Source organism: Massilia sp. HP4, from assembly GCF_005222695.1.
Lineage (GTDB): Bacteria > Pseudomonadota > Gammaproteobacteria > Burkholderiales > Burkholderiaceae_D > Telluria.
In genome coordinates this window covers 23,626-39,363 of sequence record NZ_STGG01000069.1, presented here as the reverse complement: position 1 = coordinate 39,363, position 15,738 = coordinate 23,626, and the positions used below count along the sequence as shown (strand labels likewise).

The 15,738-nt window shown below is 71.1% G+C and carries 10 protein-coding genes; 2 read left to right on the top strand and 8 right to left on the bottom strand.

Annotated features, from left to right (window positions below; translation table 11 throughout):
• Window positions 1–17 precede the first annotated feature (17 nt).
• The gene (locus E8M83_RS24325) at window positions 18–992 is read left to right on the top strand and encodes a PP2C family serine/threonine-protein phosphatase (RefSeq protein ID WP_137175930.1); all 975 of its coding nucleotides are present in this window, start codon (window positions 18–20) and stop codon (window positions 990–992) included.
• 145 nt (window positions 993–1,137) lie between these two features.
• The gene (locus E8M83_RS24320; RefSeq protein ID WP_137175929.1) at window positions 1,138–2,688 is read left to right on the top strand and encodes an FHA domain-containing protein; all 1,551 of its coding nucleotides are present in this window, start codon (window positions 1,138–1,140) and stop codon (window positions 2,686–2,688) included.
• A gap of 232 nt (window positions 2,689–2,920) precedes the next feature.
• Here the strand turns inward: E8M83_RS24320 and E8M83_RS24315 are convergent, their stop codons facing one another.
• From E8M83_RS24315 to E8M83_RS24280, 8 genes are all read right to left on the bottom strand, one after another.
• Window positions 2,921–3,811 carry a pirin family protein gene (locus E8M83_RS24315; protein ID WP_137175928.1) on the bottom strand — a complete coding sequence of 297 codons (891 nt, stop codon included), beginning with the start codon at window positions 3,809–3,811 and terminating at the stop codon, window positions 2,921–2,923.
• A 45-nt stretch (window positions 3,812–3,856) separates the two neighbouring features.
• Window positions 3,857–6,136, bottom strand: a complete 2,280-nt coding sequence (locus tag E8M83_RS24310) for a bifunctional serine/threonine-protein kinase/formylglycine-generating enzyme family protein (RefSeq protein ID WP_137175927.1) — start codon at window positions 6,134–6,136, stop codon at window positions 3,857–3,859.
• 10 nt (window positions 6,137–6,146) lie between these two features.
• On the bottom strand, window positions 6,147–8,201 hold the full coding sequence (locus E8M83_RS24305) for a hypothetical protein (protein ID WP_137175926.1): 2,055 nt from the start codon (window positions 8,199–8,201) through the stop codon (window positions 6,147–6,149).
• Between the two features lie 147 nt (window positions 8,202–8,348).
• Window positions 8,349–9,347 (bottom strand): hypothetical protein, encoded by a 999-nt coding sequence (locus E8M83_RS24300; RefSeq protein WP_307721870.1) that lies wholly within the window; start codon window positions 9,345–9,347, stop codon window positions 8,349–8,351.
• A gap of 20 nt (window positions 9,348–9,367) precedes the next feature.
• Complete coding sequence (locus tag E8M83_RS24295; RefSeq protein ID WP_229491878.1) at window positions 9,368–10,486, bottom strand: hypothetical protein; 1,119 nt, start codon at window positions 10,484–10,486, stop codon at window positions 9,368–9,370.
• Window positions 10,487–10,520: 34 nt separating this feature from the next.
• Window positions 10,521–11,081 carry a hypothetical protein gene (locus E8M83_RS24290; RefSeq protein ID WP_229491877.1) on the bottom strand — a complete coding sequence of 187 codons (561 nt, stop codon included), beginning with the start codon at window positions 11,079–11,081 and terminating at the stop codon, window positions 10,521–10,523.
• Window positions 11,078–12,376, bottom strand: coding sequence for a hypothetical protein (locus E8M83_RS24285; RefSeq protein WP_137175924.1), 1,299 nt, complete (start codon window positions 12,374–12,376; stop codon window positions 11,078–11,080). Before E8M83_RS24285 ends, E8M83_RS24290 begins: the two co-directional genes overlap by 4 nt.
• Before the next feature lie 91 nt (window positions 12,377–12,467).
• A complete protein-coding gene (locus tag E8M83_RS24280) occupies window positions 12,468–15,602 on the bottom strand; it encodes a penicillin-binding transpeptidase domain-containing protein (RefSeq protein ID WP_229491875.1) in 3,135 nt (1,044 codons plus the stop codon).
• Window positions 15,603–15,738 lie beyond the last annotated feature (136 nt).

The following is a 15,738-nucleotide window of genomic DNA, read 5'->3' as shown; positions in this document are numbered from 1 at the left end:
ACCTGACCATTTTGCCAATGCCAGTCACCCTCGCCGATTTCCGTTTCGCCCCCTGGTTCGATGTCGCGGTCGCCAGCCGTGTCGGTTGCGGCCCATCCACCCGCGCCGAAAACCAGGACAATTTCGTCGTCATCGATTTCGACGGTCGCGCCTGCCGCCTGCACGACCAGCAGCCGGTTTGCGTCACCGTGGACGGGTGGCCGGCGAACCACGGCCGGCTGGCGGTACTGGACGGCATGGGCGGCCATGGCCACGGACGCGAAGCGGCCGAAGCCCTGGCCGCAGCCTTGCTGGACATGGCGCCCTGCGCCACGCTCGACGAGCTGGCGGAACGGCTGGACGCCGTCCACGCCGGCCTGCAGGCACGCTTTGCGCCGGAGGGCGCCGGCGCGGTGCGGCCCGGCACCACCCTGACCCTGCTCGAACTGCCGCCGGCCGGCGCGCCGCTGCTCTACCATGTAGGCGATTCGCGCCTGTATGAACTCGACGCCATGCACGCGACTCCCCTGACTGTCGACCATGTGCCGGCCACCGTCGCCGCCCTTGCCGGCCGCCTCGACGAAGCGGGCTGGTGGCGCCAGGTGCACGGACGCCATGCGCCGCAGATCGCCCAGGCTTTCATCCTTGGCAATGCCTTCGCCGACCCGGCGCGCCTGTCCGACCCGCTGTTCGCCCTGACGCCGCGTAACCTGCCGTGCTGGCTGGGTCACCTGGCCGACCGCCGTCCACTGCCGCTGCGGCAGGGCACGGCCTACCTGCTGGCCACCGACGGCTTCTGGTCGTGCACCCAACCGGATGGTTTCGTCGCCGGCTGGCCCGCGCTGATGGGCGGCGCGCCGGATGCGGCGACCCTGGTCGAACGCCTGTTCGGCCTGCTCGAAAACGATCCGCCGCCGGGGCTCCAGCCCGACAACCTGACGGCCCTGGTGCTGCGTCCGCTGGCGCGCCACGCGGATGAAACCGTGCTGCCGGTCGAGGCCGTTCGTGGCTAGCGTCCTTCCATCCAACAGCCACCACCAAAAGTAATGCTTTTCGAAAATAATGTTGTTAATCAACGCGCTCGGTGCGCCGCGCGGTCCAAAAACAGCGTAAGCTAGCAATGTTTATTTCGACCATTTTTCAACTTGTCAAGCTGACATGAATCGCTGCCGCAATCCCGCGCATCCGCACTGCACCGTCTGGGTCTTGCCCGGCGACGCCATGTGCGCGCACGGGCATGCCCAGCCCGAGGCCGAAGCTGTAGCGGCGCCGGTGGCGGTCGCGCTGCCCGCGGCGGCCGGCCTGCCGTCGAGCTTCGACGCCATCGCCGCCCTGCGCAGCCGGCGCAATACCGACATCTCCCCAAGGCCGGTCGAGCGAACAGTCCACCTGCAACGCCCCCAGCTGCACATCAGCGGTTTCGACCCGCGCGCCGCCGGTGGCCGCCAGGCGATCCGCCTCGAGCTGCGCGGCATGCCGATGGATTGCGCACCCGAGGTGCGCATGCTGGTGCGTTCGGCGCTGCGCCTGCACGGCGGCGAAAGCTACGGTTTCCAGCGCACCTCGCGCGGCGACTGGCGCCCGCTCTTCCTCGAATTTTCCTCGCGCGGCCTGGAGCACGGCCAGTACCGGATCGAGGTCGAGCTGCACAGCCGCCACCCGCATGCGCAAGACGCGGGCCGCACCTGGACCTGCTCGCCCGTGATCCTGGTGCCGCGCCAGGACGCCAGCCTGGGCGAGATTCACCAGACCTTCCTCGCCACCCACAAGAACGTGCGGGTGACGGCCGACGACGCCGGCATCGCGCGCGTGAATGCCCCTGGCGGCGGCCGGATCGACATCGACGTCAATGCCCGCAACGCCTCGATCGCCCAGCTCAACCTGGACGGCGGCAGCGGCAAGATCGACCTCGGCATGTCGACCATCGCCTGGGACGAAGACCTGATCGAGATCGACATGCCGGTCGCAGCGGCGCTGCACCCCTGCCCGGCCAGCGCCGGCTGCCTGGTGCATGCCGAGGCCGATTCCGCCACCCAGCGCCACGTGCGCCTGTTCGCGCTCGACGAGTGCGTGCTGGGCCGCTTCGAAACCATCGCGCCCGAAGCCGAATTGCTGCTGGCCCACCACGGCGAGGCTGGCATGGAATACGGCGGCCTGACGCGCCGCCTGTCTGGGCGGCATGCCATCATCCGCCGCAGCCGCCACGGCTTCGAGATCGAGGACGTGTCGCGCTTCGGCCTGCTGCTCGACGGCGTCTGGCCCGGCAAGCACATGCCGGTGCAGCTACGGCTCGGCATGAAGATCGAACTGACCGCCAGCATCAAGGGCATCGTCACGCTCGAGGTGACGGCCGTGATGGCGCACGCGGTGGTGTTGCACCGGCTCGATGCCGGCGCGCGCGCCGAATGCTTCTATGTGATGGCGCCCGATTGCATGCCCGGCGTTCGCACTCCCCAGCAACCGTCCAGCATGCCGCGCGCCGCGGCGCTGCCGCTGCTGTTCCACCGCGACGGCGGTTTCTGGCAGATTGACCGCAGCAGCGGCCGCGAAACCCCGCTCGCGCCAGAAGCCGGGCTGGGCCGCCTGCAGCCCTCCGGCCTGGGCATCGGGGCGCGCTTCGTGGCGCAGGCCTATCCCGAGGCGCAAGCCGGCCCACGTGGCGGCGACGCGTATCGCAGCCACGTGCTTACCGCCGAACTCAACGCCTGACGCCCGGCCCTTGCGGGCCGGCGTTCAACCGTGGGGCGGTATCAGGATCAGGAAGACCAGCGCCGCGCCGGCCAATAGTGCTGCTTGCAGGGCGAACACGATCGCTGGCGCCCGCAGGTGTTCAGGAATCTTCATGGCATCACCTCGCGTAATGAACCCACGTTGGTGATGCCAGCTTACGCCTTCTCATGCGGCCTTGCGAGTGCTGGCAGTGCGGCAATCAGTCACGGGGTCAGCCAGTGCGCCACGCCGACGGCAGCGGCGGCAGAGGGATGCGTTCGGTTTCGCCAGGCACCGGCACGAAGCGGTCTTCGTCCCAATCGCGCGCCGCCTGCTCGAGACGCTCGCGGCTGCTCGATACGAAATTCCAGAAGATGAAGCGCTTGCCGTCGAGCGGCGCGCCGCCGATCACGACGAAGCGCGCGCCTTCGCCCGAGCTCACCCGCACCGCGGCGCCCGGCTCGAGCATGGCCATCGTGTTGGCGGCGATCGGCTCGCCGTCGACCTCGATGGCGCCGAACGGCGCGTACAGCGCGGCTTCCTCGGGCAGCTTGTCGAGCTCGATCGCGGCGCCGGCGTCCAGGTGCACGTCGAGGTACAAGGTCTCGGCGAAGGTCGGCACCGGCGAGGTCTTGCCCAGCGCCGTGCCGACCAGCACCCTGACCTTGACGCCATCGAGCGAGACTTCGGGGATCTGGTCGGCCGGGGTATGGCTGAAGGCGGCCGGCGCTTCCTCGTGCTCGCGCGGCAGCGCGGCCCACAGTTGCAGGCCGTGGGTACGGCGCGTGCGCTCGAGCAGGTCTTCGGGGGTGCGCTCGGAGTGCACGATGCCACTGCCGGCCGTCATCCAGTTGATCGCGCCGGGCTCGATGCGCTGCTCGGTGCCCAGGCTGTCGCGATGCATGATCGCGCCTTCGAACAGGTACGTCACCGTCGCCAGGCCGATGTGCGGGTGCGGACGTACGTCATGGCGCGTGCCGGGCGCGGCTTCGACCGGCCCCATATGGTCGAAGAACAGGAACGGCCCTACCGATTGCCTGGCCGCCGCCGGCAGGATGCGGCGCACGGTGAAGCCGCCGCCCAGGTCTTTATCGTGGGATTTGAACAGGTGCGCGATGGCCATGGCTTGGTCCTGGTTAAAGAGGCAATGCTCGACTGTACACCGAAGTCAGAGCTCGCGCACCACCCGGAAGCCCACGATATCGTTCGACAGCACGGCCGAGAAGCCGTTGCGCAGCGCCGAGCGCAGGTAGCGCGGGTTGTACAGCCAGGAACCGCCGCGCAGGATGCGCCGCACCTGGTCGCCGCCCACTTCCCAGGCGCTGCCGTCCGCCGGGGCGCCTTCATAATTGTCGTGCACCACGTCCTGCACCCATTCCCAGACATTGCCATGCATATCGTGCAGGCCCCATGCATTGGACGCGAAGAGGTCGACCGACGTGGTGCCGTGGCGGAACTCGCCGCGTGGGCCGCCGTTATAGGTGAAGCTGCCGTCGAAATTGGCCTGGGTGGTCGCGATCGTGTCGCCGACGTTGAATGCGGTCTTGCTGCCGGCACGGCAAGCGTATTCCCACTCAGCCTCGCTCGGCAGGCGGTAGCGCTTGCCGGTGGCCTCGGTCAGCCAGGCCACGAATTGCAGCGCGTCGAACCAGGTCACGCCGACCACCGGATGCGTGTCGAGCTGCGGGAAGCCGGGCGATTCCCAATCCACCTCGCCGTGCTGCTGCCAGCCACTCGCCTGCACGAAGGCGCGCCACTCGGCGACCGTGACCGGATAGCGGCCCATGGCGAACGGACGCTCGATGCCGACCCAGTGCTGCGGGGTTTCGCGCGCGATCCAGTTCTTTTGCGAGCCGGCCGCCATTGCGATGCGGCGCTCGTGTTCCGGGGAGCCCATCTCGAAACGGCCGGCCTCGATCAGGACCATGGCCGGGCCGCTGCCGCTGCCGTCGAGGAAGGGGTCTTGCAGGATGCCGTGGGCGTCGGCGGCGGGCATGGCGGGCGCGGGCGGCTCGACCACCGCCGTTTCTGCCGCTCGTGCAGCGCCGGCGCTTTGCCCCGGCTCTTCCTTCGCCTTTTTCTGCTGCGCGAGATACGCTGCGGCGGCCTTGGCCTGGGCCACCTTGCGGGCCGCCTCTTCCTTGGCAGCCTGGGTCTTGGCGACTTCTTCGTCGCGCTTGGCCAGCAACTGCTGGCGCAGCAATTCCTTGCGCGCCTGCCGCGCTTCCTCGGCCGCCGCGCGTTCGCGCCGCTGCTGTTCGCGCAGCTGGATGCGGCGCTGTTCATCGAGCCTGGCCTGGGCGGCCGCGGCGGCTTCGGCCTCTACCTTGCGGCGCGCGGCCAGTTCGCGCGCTTCCTTCTCTTGCTCGACGCGGCGCGCCGCCTCCTGCGCGGCCAGCTCCTCGGCCGACGGACCGGCCGCGGCGCGGATCGCGGCCAGCAGCGCTCGCACAGTGCCCGGCCGCGCCGCCGGATCGCGGCCGAAGCCGCTGCGCAGCACTTCCCACTGGCGCGCGCCCAGGGTTGCGGGCACCTTGCCACCAGGCTCGCCCGGCAGCACGCCGGTCAGGAGCTGGTGGATCATGACCGAGACCGCGTACACATCGAGCGTCGGTTCCGGCACCACGCCCTCGCTGGCCGCTTCGGGCGCGCGGTAGCCGGCGGTGCCGGAAGTGGCCGGCGCATCGAGCGGCGACATGCCGCCGCTGGCGCGGGCGCGCGCGGCGATGCCGAAATCGAGCAGCTTCACCTCGCCGTTGCACGTGACGAAGACATTGCCGGGCTTGATGTCGCGGTGGACCAGGCGGTGCTTGTCCCAGGCATGGTCGAGGGCGTCGGCCACCGGGTCGAGCAGCGCCAGCACGCGGTCCAGGGGTAGACGCTCATCTTTCTCCAACGCCCGCGCCAGCACCGCATCGAGGTCCTCACCCTCCAGGTATTCCATGATGATGAAGTAGCTGGACGTAGCCGGATCCTGGGCCCATTCATAGACACGCACGATGTGCTCGTGGGCCAGGCGCCGCGCGCGCGTGGCTTCCTGGATCAGCAGCTTGGCGTGGCTCGCGGCCTGGGTCAGGTGCGGCGGCAGGATCTTGAGCGCGACCTGGGCGCTGTGACCCAGCTCGGCGTGGGTGGCGAGGTCGGTCGCCTGCCACACCTGCCCCATGCCGCCGTGGGCGATCAGGCGCTCGAGCCGGTAGCGGCGGGTTTGCGGGCCGATTTCCTGGCCCGCCATCAGGCCGATCTCGGTACCGGGGCGCGCGAGGGGTGCCCCTGGTCCAGCATCGGCCCCTGCCGCCTGCCCGGCAGCGCCTTCGGCCGCGCGTTCGGCCGGCGTATAGGCGGCATCCAGGATCGCGTTCTTGCGCAGGTCGAATTCCTGACGGCTCAGCAAGCCGTCTTCGTGCAGCGCGCGCAGTTCGCGGATCTTGTCGATGGCAGTCTGCATTACACGCGATTCATGCAGGCAGCGTCGATCCGCAAGCGGCGCAGAAGCGGTCTTCGGGTTGCGCCGGGTGGCCGTGGACGCACTGGCGCGCTGCCGCAATGCCGCTCGCCAGCGCGGCTTGCGACGTCAGCGCCGATTTGTTGACGTCGTTCTGCATCGCCAGCAAGTCGAGCTGGTGGCGCCGGTCCTTGTCGACCTCGAGTTCGCGGCGCGCCTGTTCGGCGGCGACCCGCGCATCCGCCACGGCCGCATCGATCTTGCCGACACCGGCCACGCCGGCCAGCGCCGTCAGCTGGTCGCCATCCATCGAGGCATGTACGCGCGTCTTGAGGTAGTCGGCCAGCACCACGGCATTCGGCGCGTCGGCCAGGGCCAGCTTGGCGGTATCGTCCATCGCGCCCAGCGCTGCGGCGCGTTCCATTGCCAGCCGGGCCAGTTCGACCTCGTGGGCGCGGCCGGCCGCGCGCGCGTGTTCTTCGATGCCAGCGCGGCGCTCGTCGGCTTCGAGGGTGACGTCCTGCAGGCTGCGCGCATGCGTGGCATCGGCCTCGATCGTGCGCAGCAGTTTCTCGTGCTGGGCCTGGGCATCGTCGCGGCCGGCGCCGCGGCGCGCGCTGTCGATGCGCTGGCGCGCTTGCTCGTCTTCCCATTCCTGCGCCCGTTCGGCCTCGCGCCGGCGCGCCTCGTTCGCCAGGCACAGGGCCTGGTAGCGCGCCACGTGCTCGGCCTGGTCGATGTCGCCCAGGCGGCGCGCGGCTTCCGCTTCACTCTCGCGCAGGCGCACGAGTTCGTCGCGCTGGCGCGCTGCATCCTCGATCTGGCGCGCCTGTTCGATCTTGTTGCGGATCTGCTGCTGCAGCAGTTGCTGCGAAAAGCGCTGCTGCGCGACCTGGCGCGCCTGCAGCGCCTCTTGCTGGGCGTTCGCAACCTCAGCGCGCATGCGCACGCCGGCCAGCGCGCGCAGGTGCTGCCATTCGGCGGCTTCGTCGGCCCGCTGTGCGTGCTTTTGCGCCATCTCGTGTTCGAGTTCGGCCAGCACCTCGGCCGCGCCACTGGCCAGCGCCTGCTTGCGCGATTGGGCCTCGAGGATGCGGCCATACAGCTCGATCTGGCGCGCCCGCACGCCGTGCGCCCGGTCGGCGCCCTGCAGCGACAGTTCGGCGCGCGCGATGGCGTCATCCTGGCGCAGTTCGGCACGGCGCAGGCGCAGGCGGCCTTCTTCTTCGCTGCGCTTGATGCGCTGCCATTCCTCGGACGTGTACAGCTCGTCGAGGTGGCGGCTGTGCGCCAGCTGCACGTGCTGTTCGTCGGCGGCCAGCCACAGGCTGCCGATGCGGGCGCGGTTGGCGTCGTATTTGTCGTGGCGCAGCTCGAAGGTCTCGACCGCCGTCACCGCCAGGCCGTAGCCGGACAGCAGCACCTTGAGGCCGCCCTGCAGGCGCTCATCCAACTGGGCGCGCAGCTCGCCATTGGCGGCCATCTCGCGGATCGAACGGGCGCCGATGAATTCGAGCGCCAGCTGGCGTACCGGATGCGACAGCAGCTCGCGCAATTGGCCGGCGCCGATCGTGCCCGGCGTGGTCATGAAGTGGCGGGCGAAGGCCGGTACGTTTTCAATCTTGACGCTGACCGAGAAGCGCAGCGCGATATCGAGATGCTCGCAGGTCGGCACGTCGTCGAACTCGAACGGCACCGGCAAGGCGCCGGTGCGGGTGACGAGGATTTCGGCATGCTGGTCGCGCAGCAGGTGGTTCAGGCGGGTGAAGAAGCCTTCGATCTCGTACTCGCCCTGCGGCACCTCGGTCGCCTTGTCGCCCTGCAGGATGAAGCCGCGCGCGGTGGCCGGCACCCGCAGCGTCTTGACGAACAGGCCCGACAGTTCGCGCACGCCGAAGAACACCGCCAGTTCGTCGGGTCCGGGCACCCAGCGGTTCTCGACCAGCACCGGCTTGTTGCGCGGCGCGCCCAGGATGACGCCGCAGCCGGCGCAATAGCGCGCCTCGGGCGCATTCTTGCACTCGCAACGCGGGCAAGTGGCGCCTTTCACTCCGAACATCTGCAACATATCCGACTCCGTTCTATCGCGTACTGCTTGTCACTTTTAACTGCGAACCTGCCGTCCAACCCGTGGATTCTAGCAGGGCCATGCCTGCGGCGCGGAGCGCTCCCGTGCGCGGGTGCGATCCGGTCAAACCGGTGATACCCCTGGCCGTTAGATGATGCCGATCCGCTCGACGCACGCCAGGCTGGCGCCGCGCGCATGCAATGCCTCGCGCAGGCCCTGCGGCAGGGCCGCTTCCCATTCCCTGGGCAGCAGGATGCGGTCGCCGGGGCCTGCCTCGCGCGCGATCAGCGCGCATTTCGGCGCCAGCGCCTCGACCGCCTCGACCCGTCCCGCATGCCAGGCGCTCGACGCGCCGGTCGCAATCACCCGTCCACGCGCAGCGAATTCGCGGCCGCGCGCCATGCGGTCGGCCATCACCAGCGCCAGCTGGTAAGAGTCGCCCGAAAAGCGCGGCTCGCCGAAGCGCACCGTGGTGCGCCACTGGCCCTGGCCGCGGCCATCGAAATGGCGGGCGCCGGCCAGCACCGCCGCCACCTGCGCCTGGCGCACCGCATCCACGTCGGGCACGCTGACCGGATCGTCCTCGGCCTGGCCAGCCCGGGCCAGCGGCCGCACGCTCACTTCGACCCAGCCCAGGCCATCGTGCTCGCCACCGCTGTGCATCGGGAACCAGGCGCGCGCGCTCGAGATCGCTGCGCCGGGATCGGGCTGGCCGTTCAGCGCGCCCAGGTGCGCAAGGGCGTCGGCGCCCCCGAGCAGCACCCCGGCCGGCGCCCCGGCCAGGCGGCGGCCGTCGACGCGGCCCAGGTGCCAGGCGTCGGACCAGCCATTGGCCACCACCTCGCGCTGCGGCACATGGACCCCGCGCACGATGCGGTCGGCCAGCACCGCCGCCAGTTCCCAATCGCGGTCGCCTTCAAGCGGCGCGCGGTCCAGGCTCAGCACCACCTGGTCGCGGCTGTCGAAGCGCGCCTCGGCATGGCGCGCCAGGCGCACCACCTGCTGCATGCGCTCGGCCACGGCCGGCGCGCCCGGCACGCTGCACTTGACGTCGGCGCGGCCGGCGCGCGGCCGGCGCGTGGCGGTGATCGCCAGCATGCCGCCGTCGGCGGCGATGCTGCGGCACACGCACGTTTGCGCGCTCACTCCTGCGCTTGTCCCTACACTCACGCTTCCTCCAGTTCCACTTCGCGGGCCGACACGGCGCGCCGTGCGCCGGCCTCGGTCTCGAGATTGGCCACGATGCGGTCGGCCTCGTCGAACAAAGCGTCGAGCGGGGCTTCGCCGGCCACCTTCAGGCGCGCCAGCAGCGCCCACGCCTCGTCCAGCGCGGCGGCGGCGCGGCGGCTGTGGCGCGCGCGCCGCAGTTGCTCGTCCTGCGCCAGCGGCTGGCCGGGGGCCGCCAGTTCCAGGGCCGGCATGGTGCCGACCGACAGGCTGACCAGGTCGAGCCGGCGCAGCAATTCCTGGTGCTGGCGGAAGCGTCCCTGGTCGGCCGGCATCACCGCCATGCGCACCGCGCACATCAGGCAGGGCAGCTCGAGGAACAGGCGGCGCAGCGCGCGCCCATCCTCGCAGGCCGGTACGAAAGCTTCTTGCGGCGCCGCGGCGGTGGCCGCCTGCTCGCGTGCAGCCGCCGGCTTGACCGCATCGAGCCGCGCGGCCAGGCGCGCATCGAGCATGGCCGCGTAGTCGTTGGCTGCGCCCAGGTCGACCGGCACGCAATCGTCCACCGTCACCCCGAAGCGCGTATACATCAACTGGTTGAAACCGGAGCGGAAGGCATTCCACTCTTCGAGCGTCGTGCAGGGCGGCAGCTCCAGGTTGCCCTGGGCCAGCTCGCGCTGCAGCGCGGTCTGCGCCAACTCGGCGAAACCCGCCAGTTCGACGGTGCAGCCGGCCTCGCTGGCCAGGAACAGGTCGAAGCGCTGGTGGGTCGCGCGCGGGTCGTTGGCGTCGATCGCGAAATGCACCCGCAGGCCGATCTCGGGCGCGCCCGCGAACGGCAGCAGTTCGCAGGCATAGGGGCCGGGATGGACGCACCAGGCGGTTTCTCCTTCGAGGACAGCGATGCGGCTGCCCGCCGCCTGGCGCCGGCTGCGGCCAACCCGGTCGACCAGCACCGCGGCGCAAGCCAGAGGAACGGTGAGGCCGTTCGGCGCCGGCAGCGCGATCGCCACGCTGCCCAGGCGCGTGGCGTCGAATTCGGGTTGGCGGTGAGGGAGTCGTAGCCTGCCCTGTAGCGTGCCCTGCAACGTGCTCTTGATCAGCGAACCTAGCATCATCGTCCTTGTCGGGTATGGCCGAACTACACCATGTCTATGTGATTGGCTGCATGCCGGGGATGACCTCGAAGCGTGCTCCATGCTGCTGGAAATGTGCCGCCGGCAGTGCCGCGAACGGCCATGGGCCTTCGCACTCGCCGTCGGCATCGAGTCTTCCTTCCAGTACCACGGCGCCGCCGCCATCGCGCACCGCGATCGCGGGCCGCGCCGCCAGCAGCCCGGCCGCTCCCGCGGCTTGCGGGTCGAGCTGGACGATCACGGACAGTGCGCCGCCGGCGTCGACGAAGTGCAGGCGCCACATGCCGTCGTCGGTGCGCAGCAGAGTCAGGCCCGCACCGCTGTCGGCGGCGCGCAGCAGGCCGCGGCTGCCGCGCCAGGCGCCAGCTTGCCCCTGCGCGCGCCGGCTTTGCGCCAGGTGGCGCAGGCGGCGCAGGGTCAGCGGCGAGGCCTGCAGCGCGGCGCGCTCGCCATGCGTCAAGGGCCGGCTGCCGTCCAGCGCCTGCCCCAGCACCGCGTCGGCCAGCACCAGGCGGTCGCTCTCCACGCGGCGTCCCAGCAGTGCCCCGGCCTGCAGCTTGCGATCCAGTTCGGTCATGCCCATCGTCTTTCCTCCTCCATTCCCGCCATCTCGTTCAGGCGCGCGATCGCGGCGTCACGCCGCTTGCGCAGGGTCGGCAACGAGATCCCGTCCAGGCCGGCCAGCTGCTGCATCGTCGGCAGCTCGCCACTGACGGGATCCAGCCATTCGGCCGGATAGCTGTCGTCGAACGGTCCGAGCAGCTTGAGATACACCGCCAGCCGCACCGGCAGCGATTCCTGCGCCATCCGGCGCGCCGCCCAGCTGGCGCGATCCTCGCCCAGCGTTGCCAACAGCAGATAGTTGGGGGGCAGTGAAACCTGTTGCGCGACCAGGGCCAGGCGGGCGGCGTCGTGCGCGTCGGGCGGCGCAGGATCCGGCGCCGCCTCGGACTCCATGACGTCCAGTGCATCCTCGCGCGCTTCGAGGATCAGGTCGGGGCCGGGCGTGGCGCCCTGCTCCGATTCGCCGAGCACGCGCCAGTAATCGTCCAGCCAGGCGGTCGCCTCGCCCGCGTCGTGCAGCCAGTCGTGGTCGCGGTTGGCCGACAGCAGCTCGTATTCGCCGATCTCGCGCAGGATGGCGCCGATCTTGTCCGGGCTGTTCTTGAGGCTGGCGAAGCGCTTCGACTTGGTATGCAGCGGCCCTGGCGAACCTGCATGGCGCTCCTGGCTTTCGCTCCAGCGCATGATCCATTCGGGCTTGCAGTCGCCGATCGTGCGCAACTGGCGCACCTCGATCGGCATCGCCACCACCTCGCGCCCCAGGATGGCGCCGACCTGGGCCGCGTGCTCGCGCCAGCCCTCGAACAGGCGAGCGACCTCATGGTAGGCGGTATCGAGCATGCGGCAGGCATACATGCGGTTCGGGCTGCAGGGGCGGCCGCAGGCGGCCTGGTAGTTGTCGCTGTCGACCTTGTCGCGCAAGACAGCGTACAGGTCGTTGAATTTCTTGCGCAGCAGCGCTTCGCCGTTGGCCTCTTCCCAGAACGGGCCGACGCGCGCATGCTCGGCCGCCACGGCGGCGCACAGGGCGGCCCAGTCGGCGGGACGGGCCTGCAATTCGTAGACCAGGGTCAGGGCCAGCTCGCCGCTGGTGTCGCCATAGCTGTTGCCGGGCGCCCGCCCGCGGGCAGCAGATGCATGCAGTGCCTGTCCCACCGCCTCGACGTAGGCGCCGAGGGATTGTTCGATATCCGCGTCAAGCAGCGTGGCCGGCCCGAGCCGCGCGCACGCCTGCAGGGAGCATTGCCCCAACAGCTTGCGGACCTGCTCCCAACCGTGCTCCTGATACCGGGTTCCCGGCAAACGCATACCTTGCCCATCCTCTGTTTCGCTCCGTTTAAGTCACGGATTGAAATAGATGATGCCATACAAACACGCCCTTGAGGCGCGCAGGAGACTGCTATTTGTCCCTCTTTTCCAACGATTGTTCTGTCATCGACTGCAATAAGGCCGCCACGACCGGGGCCGCATGGCCGCCGCCGGTGGCTGCCGAATGGCTGACGAAGGCCGCGAACGCCAGCCGCCGGGTCTGGCCCGGCAGGCTGCCCGGCTCCAGCCAGCCCATGAACCAGACGGTCGCCAGCTCGTCCCGGCCGACCGGCGCGGTGCCGGTCTTGCCGTACAGGCCAGGGCGCAAGCCATCGAAACCGGCGGCGCGGAAGGCGCCGGCCGCGGTGCCGCCATCGATCACGCCCTTCATCCCGGCGCGCACCCGGTCCAGGCGCACACCGAGCGGTACGTGCGCCGCAGCTTGCGCGGCGCGGCCGTCGAGCGAGAGCAGCAGGCGCGGCGTGACCGTGCGCCCTTCCCCGACCGCCGCCGCCACCAGCGCCATCTGCAGCGGCGTCGTCTGCATGCGCAGGCCGATCGCCATCTGGCGCAGCTCGTGGCGGCTGTCGACCGGATCGAGCCGCGATGCGCTGGCCTGCAGCGCATCCCACTCGCCCCAGCGATAATCGGGCGGCAGCAGGCCCCCGTCGAGACGCAGCGGCTGGCCAAAGCCGAGCCGGCCCGCCATCGCCGCCACCGGCCGCACCGCATCCAGCGCGCCCGGCTCCAGCTCGCGGGCGCCCGGCATGCCGCCGTCTGGCTGCCCCATCAGGCTGCGGTCGCTCAGTTCAGCGCTCCAGGCAAACCAGGTATTGACGCTGTGCGCCATCGCCTGCGCCAGGCCCAGGCGGCCATCCTGGGCCCGGGTGCTGGTGATCTGGTCGCGAAAATTGGTGATGCGGGCGCGCTTGCCTTCGGCCGGATAGCTGGGCGCGCCGGTATGGAAGCCATAGCCACCCTCGCGCGCCAGCCGGTCGACTTCGGGCAGCGGCAAGCCTTGCAGCAGCCCGTCCAGGCGCACGTCGCTGCGGGCGGCCTGCTCCAGGCCCAGCGCGCTGACCACCTTGAAGGTCGAGCCGGGCGCCCGGTGCGCGCCGCCGTCGTGCTGGAAGGCGGCGCTGCGCAGCGGGCTGCGGGCCGGATCGGCGCGGTCGAAGTCGCGCAACTCGCTCCAGTGGCCTGGATCCGCCCGTCCGCCGCCGCTGGACGCCGCCGCCAGGATGTCGCCGCTGCCGGCATCGAGCAGCACCAGGCCGGCGCGCCGTTCCCGCACGGCGTCGGCGCCGCCGACGCAGGCCTGGCCGTCCCAGCGCCCGCCGGCCAGGCCAATGCAGTCGAGTAGCAGCTGGGCCTTCGCTTGCAGGCCCAGGTCGATGCTCAGCTGGGCCGCGTGCCCGGCGCCGCCGAGCCGGGCCAGCATGCCGGCCACGCTGCCGTCGTGCTGGCGGTGCACGCCCAGCAACGGGGCCAGGCCGGCGCGCACCGCGGGCGCCGCCGGCGCGCCGTCGGCCCACAAAGCCTCACCGTTGCGGTCGCGCAGCTCTACCGGCGCCACGGCTGGACGCGCGTTGCTGCGGCCGGCCGGCAATGCCTGCCAGGCCAGGCGGCCCTTGACCACGGCCAGGTGCCGGTAGGCGGCGTCGGCGCCGCCCGACATCGCGGCCATGTCGAGCGGCTCGACCTGCACCGAGATCGATGCCGCGCCGGCCACAGCCACCAGGACCAGCCGCGCCACCGCTTCGCGATCCGGACATGCGCGGCCGTCGCAGGCAGCCTGCGCCACCACGCGCGCACCGGTCACAGCGCGCACCCGCCCCGCCACCAGCAACTCGAGCGGACGGCCGCTGGCCGGCGTACTCAGGGTGACGAAAGAGCCATCACGTCCCCCTTCCCAGCCGCCGACCCGGTTCCACGGCTCCCAGCCCTCCGGCAGGCGCGCGAACAGGCGCATCGCAGCCACCGGCAAGCCCGCCTCGCGCAGGGCCGGCGCGTTGCCGACCAGCGCGTGCCAGACCGCATCCGCGCCCGGCCGGGTGCGCCAGGCCACCAGCCTGCGTTCGCTATTAAAGATGCGCACCTGTTCGCGCACATAGGCGCCGTCGGCGCGGTGGTGCAGGCGCTCCAGCAGGCGGCGGTCGCCGGCGTCCAGCGCGTGGTCTTCCCAGCCCGGCAGCGGCGCGCGCGCCTCCTGGCCGGCCTGCTTCCAGGCCAGCAGGTCGCGCGGCGCCAGTTCGACCAGGCCGTCGCGGCCCAGGCGCAGCAGGCCGCGCGCGGTCAACGCCTCGAACAGCGCCTGGTCTTCCATGCCGGGGCCGGGCAGCAGCGGCACCTGCCAGGCGCCGGGCGCCAGCCGCATCGACACGGGCTCGCCGTGGGCCGGAAACGCCTGGACCAGGGCCGCGGCGCCCGGCGCACCGCCCTGCTGGAAATGATGCAGCACCAGCTCGCCCGCCTGCGGGCAGGCGGCGCTGGCCTGGCGCGTGAAACGCAAGGCCTCGGCGCCCCACAGCAGCCAGCCGCTGTTACCCAGCTCAGCCTGACCGTCGCGGGCCCGCGTCACCGCGCTGCCGCTGGCATCGCCAACCCAGGCGGCGGTGGCGGCGCCGGCGTTCCAGGCGATCGTCAACCCTGTTGCTGCCGCGCCGGCATTGCCGCCGATGTCGATGCGCGGCATGCTCGACCCGGAACGGGCCAGCAGCACGCTGCGCGGCGGCGCGCTGCTGGCGCTTGCGATCCGCGCCGCCTCGTCGAACGGATAACCGATCCGCAGCGGCAGCATGCGCGGCTGCGCCGGGTCCAGCATTTGCGTGCACAGGTCCACCCGCACCGCCGGGCCGGCGCGCATGCCGCTGGCCACCAGCAGCGCCAGGCCGCCGTGCTGGCTGAGCGAGATGCCGCTTTCGCGCGGCACCACGAAGTCGAGCCCGGGCGCGATCGGCTGCAGGGCGCCCAGCGCAACCGCGCCCGGCGTCTCGGCCGCGCCGTCTGGCAGCGCACGCGCATGCATGGCCAGCGCCACGCCGCCGCCCACGATCGCGACCAGCACCGCCCACAGCCAGGCGGGACCCAGGGTGATCGACCAGCTGCCGTCGGTGGCCACTGGACGCGCCCCGGCGCGCAGGTTGCGGGAGCGCCGCCGCGCCGTGCGCGAGGAGGCCAGTTGGCCGATCAGCGAGGCGATCATGGTCGTGAACATGCCTGTCATGCGCGAATCCGGTGGTTGACGTGGCGCCCACGCGCCCTTCGCGCTCAGCTAGCTGGGGGAGGATGAAAACGGCTGGGCCGGATCTGCTTTCATGTGCCGCCTGGCGCAGCTCACTCCCCGTTTTCTGCGGCTCGTC

Coding starts and splice junctions, on each gene's coding strand:
- E8M83_RS24325 (WP_137175930.1), top strand. CDS start 18: ATGCCAGTCACCCTCGCCGATTTCCGTTTCGCCCCCTGGTTCGATGTC.
- E8M83_RS24320 (WP_137175929.1), top strand. CDS start 1,138: ATGAATCGCTGCCGCAATCCCGCGCATCCGCACTGCACCGTCTGGGTC.
- E8M83_RS24315 (WP_137175928.1), bottom strand. CDS start 3,811: ATGGCCATCGCGCACCTGTTCAAATCCCACGATAAAGACCTGGGCGGC.
- E8M83_RS24310 (WP_137175927.1), bottom strand. CDS start 6,136: ATGCAGACTGCCATCGACAAGATCCGCGAACTGCGCGCGCTGCACGAA.
- E8M83_RS24305 (WP_137175926.1), bottom strand. CDS start 8,201: ATGTTGCAGATGTTCGGAGTGAAAGGCGCCACTTGCCCGCGTTGCGAG.
- E8M83_RS24295 (WP_229491878.1), bottom strand. CDS start 10,486: ATGATGCTAGGTTCGCTGATCAAGAGCACGTTGCAGGGCACGCTACAG.
- E8M83_RS24290 (WP_229491877.1), bottom strand. CDS start 11,081: ATGACCGAACTGGATCGCAAGCTGCAGGCCGGGGCACTGCTGGGACGC.
- E8M83_RS24285 (WP_137175924.1), bottom strand. CDS start 12,376: ATGCGTTTGCCGGGAACCCGGTATCAGGAGCACGGTTGGGAGCAGGTC.
- E8M83_RS24280 (WP_229491875.1), bottom strand. CDS start 15,602: ATGACAGGCATGTTCACGACCATGATCGCCTCGCTGATCGGCCAACTG.